The organism is Paenibacillus sp. PL91, from assembly GCF_012935325.2.
GTDB lineage: Bacteria > Bacillota > Bacilli > Paenibacillales > Paenibacillaceae > Pristimantibacillus.
Genome location: NZ_JABBYG020000008.1, coordinates 125,443 through 141,801 on the forward strand (window position 1 = coordinate 125,443; position 16,359 = coordinate 141,801).

At 50.8% G+C, this 16,359-nt stretch carries 12 protein-coding genes; 7 read left to right on the forward strand and 5 right to left on the reverse strand.

Annotation, left to right across the window (positions count from 1 at the left end):
• The first annotated feature begins 496 nt into the window (after nucleotides 1–496).
• The gene (locus HI950_RS19270) at nucleotides 497–1,981 is read left to right on the forward strand and encodes an amidase family protein (protein WP_169090964.1); all 1,485 of its coding nucleotides are present in this window, start codon (nucleotides 497–499) and stop codon (nucleotides 1,979–1,981) included.
• A 65-nt stretch (nucleotides 1,982–2,046) separates the two neighbouring features.
• Here HI950_RS19270 and HI950_RS19275 read toward each other — a convergent pair whose 3' ends face one another.
• Genes HI950_RS19275 through HI950_RS19285 form a run of 3 tightly spaced genes read right to left on the reverse strand, consistent with a single transcriptional unit; the run spans nucleotide 2,047 to nucleotide 3,805 of the window.
• Nucleotides 2,047–2,691, reverse strand: a complete 645-nt coding sequence (locus HI950_RS19275) for a metal-dependent hydrolase (RefSeq protein WP_169090966.1) — start codon at nucleotides 2,689–2,691, stop codon at nucleotides 2,047–2,049.
• A 48-nt stretch (nucleotides 2,692–2,739) separates the two neighbouring features.
• The gene (locus HI950_RS19280) at nucleotides 2,740–2,901 is read right to left on the reverse strand and encodes a hypothetical protein (protein WP_169090968.1); all 162 of its coding nucleotides are present in this window, start codon (nucleotides 2,899–2,901) and stop codon (nucleotides 2,740–2,742) included.
• A 16-nt stretch (nucleotides 2,902–2,917) separates the two neighbouring features.
• A complete protein-coding gene (locus HI950_RS19285) occupies nucleotides 2,918–3,805 on the reverse strand; it encodes an AraC family transcriptional regulator (RefSeq protein ID WP_169090970.1) in 888 nt (295 codons plus the stop codon).
• A 218-nt stretch (nucleotides 3,806–4,023) separates the two neighbouring features.
• Here HI950_RS19285 and HI950_RS19290 point away from each other — a divergent pair, with 218 nt between their 5' ends.
• The 6 genes from HI950_RS19290 (at nucleotide 4,024) to HI950_RS19315 (ending at nucleotide 13,406) form a co-directional block, all read left to right on the forward strand.
• Nucleotides 4,024–6,684 (forward strand): family 78 glycoside hydrolase catalytic domain, encoded by a 2,661-nt coding sequence (locus HI950_RS19290; RefSeq protein WP_169090980.1) that lies wholly within the window; start codon nucleotides 4,024–4,026, stop codon nucleotides 6,682–6,684.
• Between the two features lie 194 nt (nucleotides 6,685–6,878).
• Entirely contained in the window at nucleotides 6,879–7,904 is a 1,026-nt protein-coding gene (locus HI950_RS19295) for a LacI family DNA-binding transcriptional regulator (RefSeq protein WP_169090972.1), read from the forward strand.
• 55 nt (nucleotides 7,905–7,959) lie between these two features.
• Nucleotides 7,960–8,514, forward strand: a complete 555-nt coding sequence (locus HI950_RS19300; protein ID WP_169090982.1) for a glycerol-3-phosphate responsive antiterminator — start codon at nucleotides 7,960–7,962, stop codon at nucleotides 8,512–8,514.
• 29 nt (nucleotides 8,515–8,543) lie between these two features.
• Nucleotides 8,544–10,034, forward strand: coding sequence for a glycerol kinase GlpK (gene glpK / locus HI950_RS19305; RefSeq protein ID WP_169090974.1), 1,491 nt, complete (start codon nucleotides 8,544–8,546; stop codon nucleotides 10,032–10,034).
• Nucleotides 10,035–10,221: 187 nt separating this feature from the next.
• On the forward strand, nucleotides 10,222–11,907 hold the full coding sequence (locus tag HI950_RS19310; protein ID WP_317618409.1) for a glycerol-3-phosphate dehydrogenase/oxidase: 1,686 nt from the start codon (nucleotides 10,222–10,224) through the stop codon (nucleotides 11,905–11,907).
• A gap of 542 nt (nucleotides 11,908–12,449) precedes the next feature.
• The gene (locus HI950_RS19315; RefSeq protein WP_169090986.1) at nucleotides 12,450–13,406 is read left to right on the forward strand and encodes a cation diffusion facilitator family transporter; all 957 of its coding nucleotides are present in this window, start codon (nucleotides 12,450–12,452) and stop codon (nucleotides 13,404–13,406) included.
• 76 nt (nucleotides 13,407–13,482) lie between these two features.
• Here the strand turns inward: HI950_RS19315 and HI950_RS19320 are convergent, their stop codons facing one another.
• Together HI950_RS19320 and HI950_RS19325 are read right to left on the reverse strand one after the other, a co-directional pair.
• Nucleotides 13,483–14,604 carry an ABC transporter permease gene (locus tag HI950_RS19320; protein WP_223285382.1) on the reverse strand — a complete coding sequence of 374 codons (1,122 nt, stop codon included), beginning with the start codon at nucleotides 14,602–14,604 and terminating at the stop codon, nucleotides 13,483–13,485.
• Nucleotides 14,605–15,534 (reverse strand): ABC transporter ATP-binding protein, encoded by a 930-nt coding sequence (locus tag HI950_RS19325; protein ID WP_169090976.1) that lies wholly within the window; start codon nucleotides 15,532–15,534, stop codon nucleotides 14,605–14,607.
• Nucleotides 15,535–16,359 lie beyond the last annotated feature (825 nt).

The following is a 16,359-nucleotide window of genomic DNA, read 5'->3' on the forward strand; positions in this document are numbered from 1 at the left end:
CAATTTCGGCCGTTTCGGGGGGAATGAGCAACTTAGAGGAAAATGGTCCATCTAAAACGTGACTTCCAAGGCGGATTGAGGGAATTTGGGCGAATGAACATGAGGATTTCCAGTTATGTTTCAGTGATCGCGCCAAGCGGAGGAATTAGAAGGAGCTTTTCCCGTTAGATGTGAGAAAGCACAAGGTAGCACGGCTAGTTTTATTTTCTCAATGATATAAAAGTAGCAACGTTTATAGAAGAGCTAGCATCCTATATAAGTTAGCTCTAGGCAGTTTGGAGGCTCCCTTGCCATTGCCGTGCAAGTTGAACCGATTACCTCTAAACGGGCAGGCGAGCTGCTCGACTATGGATTGCTGCATGTGAGCAGCATGAACAAATCTCCACCTCTGCTGGCGTAAAGTTTGGCTATACCTATTTATTACGATGACAGTTTTATTGGAATTGGATATCATTGGATTAAAAGGGATGCTGGAAGCATTGTGGGGGTTCGTCCAATGAACGTGAATAAGGAAAAATGGATAATAGAAGCGGATATTGCTAGCATGCAATCGGCTATGGAAGCGGGCTGGTTAAGCTCGGAAGAGCTGGTGAAGCTGTATTTGGCTCGGATTGAGAGATACGACGGGGTACTTCGCTCTATTTTGGAAGTCAACCCGGATGCGATTGAAATCGCCAAAGCATTAGATAGGGAACGTATCGAGCAGGGAAGCAGGGGAAGCCTGCATGGCATACCGATCCTGCTCAAGGACAACATCGATACGCATGACCACATGCACACGAGCGCAGGCTCGGTCGCATTAGCGAATTCCTACGCAGCGGCGGATTCCTTCGTTGCCTCGCAATTACGCGCAGCCGGAGCTGTGCTGCTCGGAAAAGCGAATATGACGGAGTGGGCTAATTTCATGTCCAGCTCGATGTGGGCTGGCTACAGCTCAAGAGGAGGACTTGTGCTTAATCCTTATGGACCGGGAGAGCTGTTCATCGGCGGCTCAAGCTCAGGCTCAGCAGCTGCGGCGGCCGCGAACTTGGGAGCTGCTGCAATCGGCACGGAAACCTCCGGCTCGATCATCAGCCCTGCAAGCCAAACGAGCCTGGTAGGAATTAAACCGACGATTGGCTTAGTAAGCCGAAGCGGCATTATACCCATTACGAACAGCCAGGATACAGCCGGTCCGATGGCAAGAACGGTAGCCGACGCAGCTATTCTGCTTGGAGCAATGACGGGTGCGGATGAGCAGGATGATGCAACGCTATCTGGGGTAAAGCAATCCTACCGGGATTACACGCCGTTTTTGGATGCGGACTATTTGCAGCAAGCCCGGATCGGAATCCCGCGCTTTTATTATAAAGATTTAGACGAAGCTAGACTCGCCATTATTGAAGGGGCAATCGAGGTTTTGAAACAGGCAGGAGCAACGATTATTGACCCTGTTGAGCTGCCATGCGAGCAGGTCGATTGGGACTGGCATGTGCTGCGCTATGAATTCAAAAAATATATCAATGACTATCTAGGGAAGCTTGATGAATCAGTTCCTATTCATTCCTTGCAGGAGCTTATTGCCTATAATGAGGAACATGCGGAGATCGCTTTGAAATATGGTCAGGATACGCTCATATCGGCAGAGGAAACGAGCGGAACGCTGACCGAGCAGGAATATGTGGATAGTCTAATTAGAAATAAAGAGCTGGCCGGCAAAGGCGGAATTGATCATGCCTTGGTGGAGCATCGATTAGATGCGCTGCTAATCCTTGGCAATGAGGAAGTTGATGATCTTGCCGCCAGAGCAGGCTATCCCGTCATTACCGTGCCAGGCGGTTTTGCCGAAACCGGCATAATTGCAGAAGGCGGCTATACGACCAAAGGGCCGCAGGGCATCACCTTTATCGGCACTGCCTTCAGCGAGCCGACACTCATTAAGCTGGCTTACGGCTTCGAGCAAGCGACGAAGCATCGCTTTCCGCCAGCGGCGTTCAGTTGAAATCAAATAGGCGCAAGCAGCAGGCATTATAGCCTCGTTGCTTGCGCCTATTTTTAAATGAAAGCCTACAACCGAATTTTAAATGATTTCTTCGTTAACGGATAAAGCCATTTTACGCCGCTTGGCGTAAGCGTGTCCGCGATGAGATGAGATAAATAACCGAGCATGGCGACGATTGCGACGCCTTCGATTTGCAGCTGATTCTCAAGTCCCCAGCCAATCGCCCCCCAAATCGGGACCGCCCATATCGTATGCGTCATGCCGCGGTGCTTCAGCCATGGTACCCATGCGGCAAACAGGCCGAAACCGATGAGCCAGTTCATCTGATAATAGTAGCCGGCGTACATGACGAGGCAGCCGGCAACGCTGGCGAGTACATTTCGGATGACGCCCTGCTTAGCGACGAGGCCGAGCAGGAAGACAGCTGCTGCGACGCCTATGTATAACGGTGACGGAGATCGATCGGTGAAAAAATAATAGCAAATGATGCCGGCAAGCAGGAAGCCCGACCATAGCGTAAGCTCGCGGATCAGCTTGGAGATTTTGCTGAGCTTGGAGCTAAGCATGCTAGGGCCGTCAAGATCGGCGCTTAATGCGGAGAAGCCTGCTACTGCAATGTACAAAGCGGCATGCTCCAAAGTGAACGGGTAATAGATCGAAGCGGCAGCACCTACGGCTGCTCCGATGGCAAGATGAGTCTTTCCTGTCATAAATCCTCCTGTGACTGACTATGCGTATGCATGTATGATGACAGCCTATTATAGTTGTTCGCGGTTAACCTGCTCATTGCGTACCATTTGCTCCAGCTTCTCTACCAATCGGTCATGCGAGGGGTCTTTTTTGCCAAAGCTGAAGAGCCTTTTTCGGTTTTGCTTTTTGAGCAGCTCCAGCAGGTAGAGCTTTTCTTTTAACGTAAACATGCTGATGAAGAGCCTCCTATCTATTCAGCTTGTCGACTGGGCCATTTTCCTTGCGGTAAACACTTGGCGTCATGCCGGTGCACCTTTTGAATAACGTGTTGAAAGAATGAATATCCTTGTAGCCGACCTTCTCGGCAATCGTACTGATTTTGAGCGGAGAGCCGCGAAGAAGCTCTTGGCTTTTTTGGATGCGCACATTTTGCAGATAGCGGTGAAAGCTTTGCTTCGTATGCTGCTGGAAGAGTCGCTGCAAATGACGCTCGCTCCAGCCGCTTGCCTCAGCCAGCTTCGCAAGGGTCAGCTCCTGATCATAGTGCAGCTCCAGATCATTTAGCAGCTTGATGAAGGCCGTTTGCCTCGGTGCAGGTGACGGCTGGCTGCGTTCCATCGATCGCTGCAAAGCGATGATTAGCTGCAGCAGCAGCGCATGCAAGTAATCAGGCGAGCCCGTCTGCGGTAGCTCATATTCTCTGTGCATGGATAGAAACAGCTTCTCGAACTGATCGTGTGTATCCATGCAGGAATAGTAGGGAAAATGTCCGCTTTCCATGTCGCTCATAAACTGAACGATGCTGTAGTCGGAGGCGAATGCACTAAGCTTATGCAGCAGCAGCGGAGAAAAGACACAATTGAATACGCTGAGCGGGCTCTTCGCTTTATTTGCGGAGATCGGCCTGAACACATGCGAGATACCGATTGGGATGAAAAAAACCTGTCCCTTACGCACCCTTTGAACCTGATCCCCGATATGATGGTAGCCGGCACCCTCCGCAATATAGACGCATTCAAGAAAATCATGATCATGATAGGGGCTCATAATGCTTTCAGCGGCGCGATTAACGTATAGGAGCTGATTTTTTTGAAAAAAGTACTCTCCACGGAACGTTGCTACTGGATGATTCATTTCGCTTGCTCCCAGCGTAGATTTTTCTTATCAAGGTGAAAATGTCCGTATTACCGCATCATATTGTCCGTTATACCTGCAAAGTTTTTGCTCTGCTTTTTTATAATTATAGAGGAAAGAGCTGCAGCAAGGAAGGCGAACACGCAATAAATAACGTCATCGTAAAGTACAAGTATGGAAAAGCAGATTCGCTTTATGAATTTAAGGAGGAATCCATGATGTTTGAGATTAGTAGGCTGCGCTGTGAGTATCAGCAAAATCCGATTGGAATCGGTGTGGCAAGGCCGCGTTTAAGCTGGAGTCTGCATTCGGATGAGAGGGCGGTGAGCCAATCTGCATACGAGATTGAGCTTGCTTTGGATGATCGTTTTGGCGCAGTCATTTGGCAGTCAGGACGCGTGGAATCGGAGCAATCGACCCTTGTGGAGCTGAATGCATTTGCTGTTGAATCTTGCAAACGTTATTACTACCGCGTGCGGGCATGGAATCAAAGCGGCGAGCAGTCCGCTTGGTCGGAACCGGCTTATTGGGAGATGGGCCTCTTAAATCCGCAGGAGTGGGCTGGGGAATGGATTTCAGCACCGCTTGAGCTGCTGCCCATTGATGCTGAGCCCTCACCGATGCTGAGGAAAACCTTTGCACTTACAGGTCCTGTGAAGGAGGCGCGGCTTTACGCGACATCGCTCGGCATTTATGAGCTTGAGCTAAATGGACAACGGGTAGGCGATAGTTATTTTACGCCAGGCTGGACGAGCTACAATCATACGCTGCAAACGCAAACCTTTGATGTAACGGAGCTGCTTGCGCCAAGCGGAAATGCGATTGGAGCTTATCTCGGAAATGGCTGGTACAAAGGGAACTTGGCTTGGGGCGATCAGCGCTGCTTGTACGGCGACCGTCTGGCGCTGCTGCTGCAAATGCGCATCGTGTATGAAGACGGCCGGGTAGAGCTGATCGTGACCGATGATGGATGGAAGGCGGCAATCAGCCCCATTCAGCTGTCGGAAATCTATCATGGAGAGACGTATGACGCGCGTCTGGAGCGGCAGGGCTGGAGCACGGCTGCTTATGATGAAAGCGCGGGAGGCTGGCAGCCGGTAGAGGTGCTGCCGCACGGGAAGCAAATGCTGACGCCGCAGGTGAACGAGCCTGTCCGCAAGCAGGAGCGGTTGAAGCCGATTGCCCTGTTCATGACGCCGAAGGGGGAGCGCGTGCTTGATTTTGGCCAAAATATGGTCGGCTGGGTTCAATTTGCGGTGCAGGGAGAAGAGGGGACTGAAGTGACGCTGCTGCATGCCGAGGTGCTGGACCAAGAAGGCAATTTCTATACGGAGAATTTGCGTGCGGCGAAGCAGACGATCAAGTATGTGCCGAAGGGCACGGAGCGTGAAACGTTTGAGCCGCGATTTACGTTTCAAGGCTTTCGTTACGTGCAAATTATCGGATTTCCCGAGAAGGTGGAGCTGGATGATTTTACAGGCGTGGTGCTTCATTCGGATATGGAGGAGACCGGGACGTTCCAGTGCTCGGAGCCGCTCGTGGGCCAGCTTCAGCACAACATCAAATGGGGCTTGAAGGGCAACTTCCTCGACGTGCCGACCGACTGTCCGCAGCGGGATGAGCGGCTTGGCTGGACCGGCGATGCGCAAATGTTCATTCAGACCGCTTCCTACTTGTCGAATGTTGCTCCTTTCTTCACCAAGTGGCTGCGGGACGTGGAGGCCGATCAGTCGGAGGACGGCGGCGTGCCGTTTGTCGTTCCACATGTGCTGGGCGAGAACGATAAGTCCTCGGCGGCATGGGGCGACGCGGCAGTTATTTGCCCATGGACGATTTATGTTTGCTATGGGGATAAACGAATATTGGAGGAGCAGTATGACAGCATGAAGGCGTGGGTGTCCTATATTCGGCGTCAAGGGGATAACGAGTTTTTGTGGAATACGGGCTTTCATTTTGGCGATTGGCTCGGGCTGGATGCGAAATCCGGCGATTATGTAGGAGCGACCGATCGCGATTTTATTGCGACTGCCTTTTATGCGTATTCGGTGTCGCTAGTCCAGAAGACGGCAGTCGTGCTGAATGAGACGGAGGATGCGGCTGCGTATCAGGTGCTGTACGACCAAATCATATCGGCGCTGCGCGAGGAGTTCGTGACGGCTTCGGGCAGGCTGGCCGTACCGACTCAGACGGCTCAAGTGCTTGCTCTTATGTTCGGGCTGCTGGACGAGGCGGCGGAGAAGCGGGCAATTGCAAAGCTGGCAGAGCTGCTCGAGCAAAGCAAGTATCACCTGACGACAGGCTTTGTCGGCACGCCTTATTTGAATCATGTGCTTAGCGCATTTGGCCAGAACGAGGCTGCTTATAAGCTGCTTCTCCAGCAAACCTACCCTTCATGGCTGTATCCGGTAACGAAGGGCGCAACGACGATTTGGGAGCATTGGGACGGCATCAAGGAGGATGGCAGCTTCTGGAGCAGCGATATGAACTCCTTCAACCATTATGCATATGGCGCCATCGGGGACTGGATGTACCGCACCGTAGCGGGCATTCAAACGGTAGAATCGGCACCCGGCTACAAAGAAATCCTAATTGCCCCGCAGCCAGGCGAGGGTCTTGCATGGGCAGAAGGCAGCTTGCAAACCCTGTACGGAAAGGTCAGTTCTAAATGGGTGAAGTCGGAGGATGGAGGCTTTACGCTGGATGTGGCTATTCCGGCAAACACAACTGCGCAGATCCGCTTGCCGGGAGCAATTGCCGGGACAAAAGTTACCGAGAGCGGCTCTGCTGCTCATAAAGCTTTGGGCGTAACAGCTGTAACGGAAACAACAGAAGGCGTAACAATTGATGTCGGTTCAGGCTTCTACAAGTTTGCATGGTAGGCAATTTTTTTATGCATGAATAATAGATCAAGCCAGACTGTCCTACAGGTTCGATAACCTAGGGCAGTCTTTTCTTTTTGAAGGGAATGAAAATAGTTTTTATTGATTTTTAGTAAAATTAAAGTATAATTTTACTCATCAAACGGAAATCGCTTACACCAAGCATTTCTTGTTAAGCAGGAAGGAACGGTAGTATGGCTACGATCAAAGAAATCGCGCAAAGAGCAAATGTGTCGATCGCAACCGTATCTCGGGTGCTTAATTATGATCCAGGCATTTCGGTTGCCGACGAAACCCGAAAGCGTATTTTCGAGGTTGCCCAGCAATTGAACTACAAGACGCTGCGTCAACGCAATGGCGCTGCTGCCAAGGAACGCTATCGCGTCGGGCTTGTAAACTGGTATTCCGATCAGGAGGAAATGCTCGATCCGTATTATTTGGCGATAAGGCTCGGTATTGAACGGGAATGCTTCCAGCGAAAGATGGATTTGGTTAAGTTATATATGCTGCCCCAAGAAGATTCAGACCGCAAAGAGTGGCCCGGCGAGCCGCTCGACGGCATCCTAGCAATTGGGCGGTTCGAGAAGGAGGATTTGGATCGATTTCCGTTAGGCTTTGAGAACATCGTCTTCGTCGATTCCTCTCCTGACGATAACCGCTTCGATTCTGTCGTCATTGATTTGCGCAAGTCCGTTTCCGACGTTGCGGACTACCTAATTGGGCTTGGCCATGCAGCGATCGGCTATATCGGCGGGCACAATAGGGTCAACAATAAGCGAGTACGGGATGAGCGCGAGCAAGTATTTATGGAGCGTCTAGCCGATCAGGGGCTGTATGATGCCGAGCTGGTTTTTACAGGCAGCCATTTATATGCGGAGGATGGCTATAAGCTGATGAAGAAGGCTTTATCCGGAGCGAAGCTGCCAACGGCATTTTTTATCGAAAATGATTCGATGGCGGTTGGCGCGCTGCGTGCGCTGCATGAGGCGAAGGTGCAGGTTCCGCAGGACATTTCAATCGTGGGCTGCAACGACATCGCCATATCTGAATTTTTGCAGCCGCCGCTTACGACGGTAAAGGTTCATATGGAGCATATGGGCGAGACCGCGGTTGAGCTGCTAGCCGATCGGCTGGCCGCCAAGCGGGAAATTGCCAAAAAAATTGTTTTGCCGACCCGTTTGCAAATACGAGAGAGCAGCGGAATGCCAGCTAATAAGTGAGCGGCACTATGGATAACGAAAATCATTAGGATGCATGGAGGTGGCAGGGGTGTCTTTGTTGCTGAATGGTCAGAACGTATTGCCGGCTGTGCATAAGCTTAAGGACGTGGAGGCGGTGCTTGCCTCGCCTTATGCTTTTATGGTGCTGCTCGGAGGGCATTTGGGACAATTAAAAAATATCGTGGATTTGGCAAGGCAGCATGAGAAAAAGGTGCTGCTGCACGCCGATTTGATCGACGGCTTGAAAAACGACGAATACGCAGCCGAGTTTCTCTGTCAGTCGATACGTCCCGCTGGTATTATATCCACCCGCTCGAGTGTAATTGGCCGTACGAAGCAGAATGGGCTGATTGCCATTCAGCGGCTGTTTCTAATCGATTCGGACGCGCTCGAGCGAAGCTATACGGGCCTGGACAAAAACCGTCCCGATTTCATTGAGGTGCTGCCGGGCGTCATACCGGATATCATTAGCGAGGTCAAGCAGCGGAGCGGCATTCCGATTATAGCGGGAGGGCTTATACGCACGCAGGACCATGTAAAGCAGGCGCTTGAGGCTGGCGCAACGGCTATTACGACATCGCGGAAAGAGCTGTGGAAGGCAGCAGATTAAAGAGTTAGATTTGCAAGGAGGAGTATGAAGTGGAAAAATATATGCTTTCCCTCGATCAGGGCACGACGAGCACGCGCGCGCTGCTCGTTGATCGGAGCGGAACGATTGTAGATATGGCAAGAGAGGAGCTTCCGCTGCATTACCCGCATGCAGGATGGGTTGAAGCGGATGCTTCGTTTATATGGGAATCGACGAAGAAGGTGATGGTCGAGCTTCTGGCCAAGACAGGCATATCGGCTGAGCAAATCGCTGGAATCGGAATTACGAATCAACGGGAAACGACAGTAGTATGGGACAAGAAGACGGGGCAGCCTATTTATCACGCCATAGTTTGGCAGTCTCGCCAAACAGCTGACATCTGCGAAGGTCTTAAGCAAGGCGAATATGAGCAGCTGTTTCATTCGAAGACCGGATTGCTGATTGATGCTTATTTCTCAGGCACAAAGGTAAGCTGGCTGCTGGATCATGTCGATGGCGCTCGCCAGCGAGCGGAGAAGGGCGAGCTGCTGTTCGGCACGATCGATACGTGGCTTATTTGGAATTTAACCGGCGGGCAGGTGCATGTAACGGACGTCTCGAACGCGTCGAGGACGCTGATGTTCAACATTCATGAGCGGAGCTGGGATGACGAGCTTTTGCAAATTTTGGACATACCCAAATCGATGCTGCCGGAGGTGCGATCCTCTTCCGAGGTTTACGGACAGCTTGATTCCGGTCTGCTCGGACGCAGCATTCCGGTTGCGGGAGCGGCGGGCGATCAGCAAGCGGCATTGTTCGGCCAAAATGCATACGAAGAGGGCAATACGAAAAACACCTATGGAACAGGCTGCTTCATGCTCATGAACACCGGGTCAAAAGCAATCGTATCCGAAAAAGGATTGCTCACCACCATTGCATGGGAAGTGGACGGCAAGCTCGAATATGCGCTTGAAGGGAGCGTATTTGTTGCGGGAGCAGCGATTCAGTGGCTTCGCGATGGACTTGGGCTTATCGAATCTGCTTCGGAGACCGAAGGGCTGGCGGAGCAAGTACAAACCTCGGATGGCGTGTACGTCGTTCCGGCATTCGTTGGGCTTGGAACGCCGTATTGGAACAGCGATGTCAGAGGTGCAGTATTCGGATTGACGCGCGGAACGTCGAAAGCCCATTTTGTCCGCGCCGTGCTGGAATCGTTGGCCTACCAGACGAAGGATGTCCTGTCCGTTATGGAGGAAGAGTCGGGCTTGCCGCTCCAGTCGCTTTCCGTAGACGGAGGAGCGACGCTCAATAATTTGCTGATGCAATTCCAAAGCGATCTGTTAGGCGTTCCGGTAGAGCGGCCTGTGGTCAATGAGTCGACGGCGCTTGGCGCGGCTTATTTGGCAGGCCTTGCCGTCGGCTTCTGGGAAAACCGCAAGGAGCTTGCTGAGCTGCGCAAAGTGGATCGTTTGTTTGAGCCTTCCATGGCGGCTGAGAAGCGTACCGAGCTATACAATGGCTGGCATCGCGCAGTCAAAGCGGCCATGGCTTTTGCGCAATAATTATGCTATACTTTCGATAAGTTAATAACGGTTGGAGATCAGGAGAAACCACGAAGACCGCTTCCAAACCCTTTAATAGGGATAGGAAGCGGTTTGAGTGGTTTTTTTGTTTATATTTTCTAAATGATGAGTAACCAAAATGAATTTGGCAGAACATTAATGGGTAGAGAATCGGGAGGATATCATAATGACAAATCATATGGGCAAGGAAATTTTTGCAGCGCAAAATCGCGAGCAGGTGCTTGCAGACATGCAATCCTCACCAATAGATGTGCTTGTTATTGGCGGAGGAATTACGGGGGCAGGCATTGCGCTTGATGCTGCCGCGCGCGGCATGAAGGTGGCGCTGGTGGAGATGCAGGATTTTGCGGCGGGTACGTCTAGCCGATCGACAAAGCTTGTGCATGGCGGCTTGCGCTACTTAAAGCAATTCGAGGTAGGCGTCGTAGCCGAGGTCGGCAAGGAGCGGGCTATCGTATACGAGAATGGACCGCATGTGACTACGCCGGAATGGATGCTGCTCCCGCTCTACAAGGGAGGCACCTTCGGCAAATTTTCAACCTCGATTGGACTGCGTGTCTATGATTTTTTGGCGGGAGTCAAAAGAAAAGAGAGGCGCATGATGCTGAGCGTAGCGGATACGCTGTCGAAGGAACCGCTATTGAAGCGCGATGGCTTGAAGGGCGGCGGCTATTATGTGGAATATCGGACGGATGATGCGCGGCTGACGATTGAAGTGATGAAGAAAGCGGTAGAAACCGGCGCTTTGTCAGTCAATTATGCGAAGGTGGAGACGCTGCGGTACGATAAGGATGGTAAAATAACAGGCGCATTAGTTAAAGATACGATTAGCGGCGCAGAATATGAGATTAAGGCAACTAAGATCATCAATGCAACCGGACCTTGGGTCGATGATATTCGGGAAATGGACGGCTCCAAAAAAGGGAAAACGCTCCGTCTGACGAAGGGCGTTCATCTCGTGTTCGACAAGAGCCGCTTTCCGCTTCGCCAAGCGGTTTACTTCGATACGCCGGATGGGCGCATGGTGTTCGCGATTCCTCGCGCCGGCAAAACCTATTTCGGTACAACCGATACAAATTATAAGGGCGACACTGTGAATCCGGTTATGACGCTGGAGGATCGCACCTATTTGCTGAAAGCCGTCAACTTTATGTTCCCTGAGCTGAAGCTAGTTGAAGCGGATGTCGAATCGAGCTGGGCAGGCCTGCGTCCGCTTATCCAGCAGGAAGGCAAATCGCCTTCGGAAATTTCGCGCAGAGACGAAATTTTCGTATCGCAATCCGGCCTTATATCGATTGCAGGGGGGAAGCTGACCGGATATCGCAAGATGGCTGAAACGGTCGTTGATAAAGTAGTTGAGCTGCTTGGGCAAGAGGGCGGCAGCGTTAACTTCGCCAAGAGCGCAACAAAATCGATACCGATGTCGGGCGGAGACCTTGGCGGATCAGAAGGCTTTGAGCCATTTTTAAGAAAGAAGACCGCTGAAGGGGTTCATTTTGGTTTTACGAAGGAAGAGTCGGCCTATCTGGCACAGCGTTACGGCTCCAATGTCGATCAGCTGTTCGCGATGGCTCAAGGGACGGGAAATTGGGCAGCAACCCATGAGCTGCCGCTCGTGCTGGCGGTACAGCTGCGCTACTCGCTCGAAGCAGAAATGACGGTGAAGCCGACAGATTTCTTTATCCGCCGCACAGGCGATTTATTCTTCCATATCGGTTACGTGCAGCAATGGAAATGGCATGTCATTGCCGCAATGGCGGATCGTCTTCAGTGGAGCGACGAGCAGCGTGCTGCTTACACAGCGGAGCTGGAGGAGAAGCTGGTGGAGGCGGTTGAGCCGTTGAGGAGCTGATAGCTTGCTTTTAGATGTAAAATCCGGATGACTGACTGATAGATGGCTAGTGCATTAAAAGAGTATCGAAAGAGCGAGTGAAATAGCAGATCTAGGTAAAAAGCTGAGGCGCAGAGATGTGCCTCTTTTTTTGTTAAAACATGTGGATAGCCGCTGCTTAATGTACAAATTTGCTCTCAGAATTGTGCGTGCAAATGGTATTGCAATTTTAACCATCGGTGCATATAATTAATATATGAGCAAGTATTCATATGTATATAACCTTTGTTATTCTAAAGGAACGGATTAGTGCTTAATGAAATAAAAGGTTATGATGCAAACTATTAGCGCTTGATGAGGAGGGTGCGGCAATGAGCATAGCAAATAACGAGAAACAAAGTCAAAGCTTAAGGGCAGCAGCAGATGGAGGGGATAAAAGACAGGATGAGCATATGCATTCTGATAACGGGGAAAATTTGCGTAATGAACATGGCCATTCTGATGGAAAGTGCGAGCATGCGCATGACCATAGCGGACATGATCATAAGCATGATGATAAACTGATGAAGCACGTAAAGACGAGCAATCATAGCCATCATTCCCACGGGCATCACCATGGTCACTCGCATGGTCATCACGGTCATTCACATGCCCCTAATAACAAGGCGGGTCTGTTGATTGCGCTTGTCATTACAGCTGGAATTATGATTTTGGAGTTTGTTGGGGGCTTAGTGACAAATTCTTTGGCGCTGCTGTCCGATTCCGGGCATATGCTGAGCGACAGCGCTGCGCTGGCGCTGAGCTTGCTGGCGATGTGGTTTGCGGCGCGTCCGAAGTCTTCCAGTCGCACGTTCGGTTTTCATCGGTTTGAAATATTAGCCGCATTGCTGAACGGCGTTACGTTGTTTGTCATCGCGGCTTTCATTATCGCCGAGGCGATCAAGCGGTTCGGTGAGCCGCCAACTGTGGCGAGCGGGACGATGATGATTATCGCGGGCATTGGTTTGCTCGCTAATATTGCGAGTGCATGGTTTCTTATGCGCAAAGGCGACGTAAAAGACAATTTAAATGTTCGCAGCGCCTATCTTCATGTCCTTGGGGATGCACTAGGCTCGGTTGGTGCAATCATTGCCGGTATTTTGATGTCCTTGTTTTCATGGTATATCGCGGACCCGATCATCAGCGTAATCGTTGCCATTCTGATTTTGAAAAGCGCATGGGGAATCATTACATCAACCGTTCATATTTTAATGGAGGGAACGCCGGCTAATGTGGATGCTGGGCAGGTCGAGCAAACGCTGCTTCGTATTCCTGGTGTAAAAGAGGTGCATGATCTCCATATTTGGACGATTACGTCTGGGCTGGACTCCTTAAGCTGCCATTTGATCGTCGAAGACAGCGTGGACTGCCAGAAGGTTTTGCAGGAAGCGATTCGGCAAATCGCATCCGATTTTCAGATCGAGCATACGACGATTCAGATCGAGAAGTCGGAGCTGAAGCATGCGGCTCTAAAGGTGTAGGGATTGCATTGGCAAATAAAAAAGCAGGTCGCGATGCTTGGTTGAAGCATTGCGACCTGCTTTTTCTTGTGCGCGTCTAACGGGTAGCCGCAATTGATTTGGCTTTATATACTTGCGAGCCGACTAAGAAGGATACGACGCCCCATAGCACCATAATGCCGATTCCGACCCAGAACGAGCTTGAGGCTACGCCGGAGGCGTATATGAGGCCGTCCCGCATGCCATCGACGAAGTAGGTGAGCGGAAGCATTTGCGTAACGGGCTGCAGCCAGGTCGGCAAAGTTTCGAGCGGGAAGAAAACGCCGCTTAGGAACATCATAAGCATGCTCGCGATGTTCGCCATCCCCATGTAAGCCTCCATCGATTTGCTGAACGAGGAGAATAAATACCCCATGGCATTAAACACCAATCCCCCTGCAAAAAAGGCAATGACCAAGCTGAACACGTTAATATGAAGATTCGCGCCAAATCCGAATACGCCAATCAACGATAAAATAACGATTTGTATGACACCGAGCATGAGCCGCACGACCATGCCGGCTAAGCCGTAGAGCCCCATATTTGCAGGCGTCATGCGAAGCCGTTTCATCAAGCCCTTCCTGCGCATCTCGACGAGCTCGACCATGCCGAACAGTCCGCCTTGGGCAACGGATAATCCGATCATGCCAGTGAGCAGGAAGTCCGCATAATTCAAGTCGTCGGCGCCAGAGGAAACCGAGCTTTTGGTTAAGCTGAACGTTGGCGTTGCTCCGGCAACCGTCCAGTTCGCCTGCTGAATGAATTGATCTAATATGCCAGCTATCGCTTGCGTGGTAGCGCCCTGTTCATCAGCCTTGTTCACAACAAGCTGCATCGTGTTGGCGCCTTCTGATTCGGGCAAAATAATAAGTGCGTCGATATCTTGCTTTTCAACGAGCGCATTGCCGGCTTCTTTCGTAACGGGCTGCTCTTCTTTGAACTCGAGCACTGGAATTTGCCGCAGCTGCTCGAGCAGCATCGTTGAGGTGGCGTTTGGTTTGGAATCAACAACGGCTATCGTAGCCTTAAAGCTGTCTCCCGAGCCGCCTCCGAAAATAATCATAAATAACACCATTAAGATGACGGGGAAAAAGATATTCCAAAACCATACTTGTTTCTCGCGAAACATCATTTTGATTTGCGCGGTGAACATTTTGGAAAATTGCTTGGCGCTGTTCATTTAATCCCTCCATTCCTTGCCGGTGAAGGCGATGAATACATCCTCTAGGCTCATTTCGCGAATCGAAATTTGCTCGACCCGGAAACCGCGGTCTTTTGTAAAGCCGAACAGCTCATAGAGCGTTTCTTCCGGCTGCGTCGTCCATAGCTGGAGCGAAGCGCCTTCGCGGTTTGTTCGGACGACAGTAGGTTGGAGGAGCGCCACCTTCTCCGTTTCGATCGCGGCGTCCGCGCCATCAAGAAAGGTGAGCCGAACCTCGCGCTCCTTCGTGAGGCGATCGATTAAAGCGGCTGGGGTATCGAGTGTGACAATCTTCCCTTGATCAACGATACAGACGCGGTCGCTCAGCTTCTCGGCCTCCTCCATATAATGCGTCGTAAGAATGGTCGTTTTGCCGAGCTCCTTCAGCTTAAGAATAATGTCCCATATGTTGCGCCTAGCCTGCGGATCAAGTCCGGTGGTCGGCTCGTCAAGGAAAATGATCGTCGGATCATTAATCATCGCAAGTCCGATCGCTAGCCGCTGCTTTTGGCCGCCGGACAGCTTTTTGACATGCTTATCACGTTGATCCGTAAGGCTGATCATTTCGAGCACCTCTGCTGCTGGCCTGGATTTCGGATAGAAGGTCGCGAACAAATCCAAATTTTCTTCTACCGTCAGCAGGTCGAACAAAGCGCTTGATTGCGGCTGCACGCCGATGGACACCTTGATTTGCTCACTATTTTTGGACCAATTTAATGCACCGAACTCAATTTGGCCCGCGTCAGGCGATTGCAGCCCTTCAATCATTTCGAGCGTAGTCGTTTTTCCGGCGCCGTTAGGGCCGATAATGGTGAACACTTCGCCAGCTTCGACCGTGAAGCTGATGTCTTCGACTGCGCTGACTGAGCCGTAAGCTTTTTTTAAATGGCGCACTTCTAAAACGGGCATTATGTAACCTCCTCAAAGTTTTGTGGAGCAAACTAGCATTGGAAGCGAGAGCTTGTGAAGCGAAACTAGCTATGTAAACATGATCTCCGGTTTCTTTTATCTGCTACCGTCATTTTAACCGTATCCATTTTATGAGAATACCGCCTAGAGCATGCTTTTAATCTCGGTCTGTAGGCGGAGCGGGAAATCGTTGCTGGTTAGGAGCATCAGCAGAAGCGCAAACAGAGTTAGTAACGCGAAATATGGTGATAGAAGCGGCTACAGCCTGCTCGGGTAAAGATAATGATTTACTTTGTAAATCGTTGGGGGGATTGACGGAAGCGGGCAAAATAGGTCTATATTCTAGACCTATTTCTGGGATTATGGTTAGTTTGAAGAAAATAGATCTACTTTGTAGATCTATTCCTACGGCTGCGGCGCATTAGAGCGTAGATCGAGGGGGAGCGGGCAAAATAGGTCTATATTCTAGACCTATTTCTGGGGTTTTGGTTAGTTTGAAGAAAATAGATCTACTTTGTAGGTCTATTCCTACGGCTGCGGCGTATTTGAGCGCAGATCGAGGGAGAACGGGCAAAATAGGTCTATATTCTAGACCTATTTCTGGGATTATGGTTAGTTTGGAGGAAATAGATCTACTTTGTAGATCTATTCCTACGGCTGCGGCGCATTAGAGCGCAGATCGAGGGAGAACGGGCAAAATAGGTCAATATTCTAGACCTATTTCTGGGATTATGGTTAGTTTGGAGGAAATAGATCTACTTTGTAGATCTATTCCTACGGCTGCGGCGCATTAGAGCGCAGATCGAGGGGGAGCGGGCAAAATAG

Coding starts and splice junctions, on each gene's coding strand:
- HI950_RS19270 (WP_169090964.1), top strand. CDS start 497: ATGAACGTGAATAAGGAAAAATGGATAATAGAAGCGGATATTGCTAGC.
- HI950_RS19275 (WP_169090966.1), bottom strand. CDS start 2,691: ATGACAGGAAAGACTCATCTTGCCATCGGAGCAGCCGTAGGTGCTGCC.
- HI950_RS19280 (WP_169090968.1), bottom strand. CDS start 2,901: ATGTTTACGTTAAAAGAAAAGCTCTACCTGCTGGAGCTGCTCAAAAAG.
- HI950_RS19285 (WP_169090970.1), bottom strand. CDS start 3,805: ATGAATCATCCAGTAGCAACGTTCCGTGGAGAGTACTTTTTTCAAAAA.
- HI950_RS19290 (WP_169090980.1), top strand. CDS start 4,024: ATGTTTGAGATTAGTAGGCTGCGCTGTGAGTATCAGCAAAATCCGATT.
- HI950_RS19295 (WP_169090972.1), top strand. CDS start 6,879: ATGGCTACGATCAAAGAAATCGCGCAAAGAGCAAATGTGTCGATCGCA.
- HI950_RS19310 (WP_317618409.1), top strand. CDS start 10,222: ATGACAAATCATATGGGCAAGGAAATTTTTGCAGCGCAAAATCGCGAG.
- HI950_RS19315 (WP_169090986.1), top strand. CDS start 12,450: ATGAAGCACGTAAAGACGAGCAATCATAGCCATCATTCCCACGGGCAT.
- HI950_RS19320 (WP_223285382.1), bottom strand. CDS start 14,604: ATGAACAGCGCCAAGCAATTTTCCAAAATGTTCACCGCGCAAATCAAA.
- HI950_RS19325 (WP_169090976.1), bottom strand. CDS start 15,534: ATGCCCGTTTTAGAAGTGCGCCATTTAAAAAAAGCTTACGGCTCAGTC.